The sequence below is a fragment of the Alteromonas sp. IB21 genome, from assembly GCF_016405965.1.
Taxonomy (GTDB): domain Bacteria; phylum Pseudomonadota; class Gammaproteobacteria; order Enterobacterales; family Alteromonadaceae; genus Alteromonas.
This window is the reverse complement of the sequence record NZ_JAEFCD010000058.1, coordinates 1-1523: the sequence shown is the minus strand read 5'-3', so window position 1 is coordinate 1523 and position 1523 is coordinate 1. Positions and strand designations below refer to the sequence as shown.

The following is a 1523-nucleotide window of genomic DNA, read 5'->3' as shown; positions in this document are numbered from 1 at the left end:
GCGCAGGCATGTGGGGCATAATGGCGAAGCCGCCCCGCATGTATGCGTCCCAGCCTGCGCCAGCAGGCGACTTAATTTTTTTGTTATACGAACCACCTAAAACAACCACGAGTGCTATTTTTCTTTGTTTTTGGGTTTTGCTTTAGGCCGCCAAAACACAGGTTTTCTGACTCCCGCTGGCTTTTCTAGCTTGATTGCAGACGTTAAAAGCTGCTTGAACCATAGCAATAACCATACAACAAGCTCCGCTAGTAGAACAAAAACAAGTAGAAAAAAATCAAATACGCCTATAGTGGAGCCTGCTGCAACAAAAACACCCGAGACTAATTCAATAATAAATGTGCAGGCAGCTATAGCAGCTTCAACAATCATTATTACTAAAGAAAAAAGAGCTTCTATCACTAAGCATTCCTGTTCGTATAACTTTTAAATAAGGGGCGCAGGCATGTGGGCTAAAATCCGAACGAAGTGAGTCAGCCCACATGTTTGCGTCCCAGCCCGCGCAGCGGGCGAGCTTGATTTTTTTGTTATGTTCCTACCAATTAGACCGATTGTCTATAGCTTCGAAGATTGCAGATTTGTTATTAGTAATGAACTTGGCTTGTTCATAAAATCTTTTCATTATTGTAGAGTTTGAATCCATAATTGCTGTTTCCCAGTTCTTGCATGCTGAGACTACTCGTGACTGCGAGAGTATTACGAAAGGCTGTATTGTTATTTCAACTTTGTTTGCAATCGTTGCGTTGTGTTCAGCAAAGACTTTAGAAATTTTCTCTCCAATCATTTCTCTACCCACTGCTTGAAAATGCTCCATTATCTCGATTGAATTATTCAGGTGAGTTTCGATAGATGGATACAAGTTGCTAAAAACTCGTGGTATATCCGTTCTCTCTGTGCATATAGTCTCTACGGACTTTTGAGTCTGAGAAAACTCTGAAATTGACATAGATGTGAGATAAGCAGTTTGCATTAGTTTTGATTCAGATGCTTGGGAGCTAAAACAAAAAAACATTAATAAGATGAAAAAATTTCGCAAATAACCTCCGTGGAACATAACTTTAAGCTTTGGGGCGCTAGCACGTGGGCTAAAATCCGAGCGAAGCGAGCCAGCCCACGTGTTAGCGTCCCAGCGACCGAAGGGAGTGCCAACAGCGTTTTGTTAGGCGTACAACCAAATGTACGCAGCTCTGCTGCCACCACTAGCCAATTAGCCAGCTTGTTTAAATTATTGAATTTAAGATAAAACAACCCTGTGCGAAAAGCCAGATGTTAGTGGTAATGCTTGATAAAAGAGCGAGTTTAGAAAGCTGATGATGCAGAATGTTGGCGTTGCGATGTTGATGAAAAGGGCGTTGCTAAAGCCGATGAAACTACCGAAAAAGCAAGCTGTAAAGACAACCTAATGAAACAACCTTGATGCTGGAATGTCACGGTTGAACCCACTTTTTAGTGCTGTAAGTAAATGACGCCTAACGCCAAGCTAAGCGGCGCAGCTTTGCTGCGTCCTTGCTTGAGCGCCTTGT

General features: G+C 42.5%; 1 protein-coding gene. It reads right to left on the bottom strand.

The window, feature by feature from the left end; all coding sequences use genetic code 11:
- Window positions 1–114 precede the first annotated feature (114 nt).
- Window positions 115–402, bottom strand: coding sequence for a hypothetical protein (locus JC525_RS19675; RefSeq protein ID WP_198817828.1), 288 nt, complete (start codon window positions 400–402; stop codon window positions 115–117).
- Window positions 403–1523: the final 1121 nt, after the last annotated feature.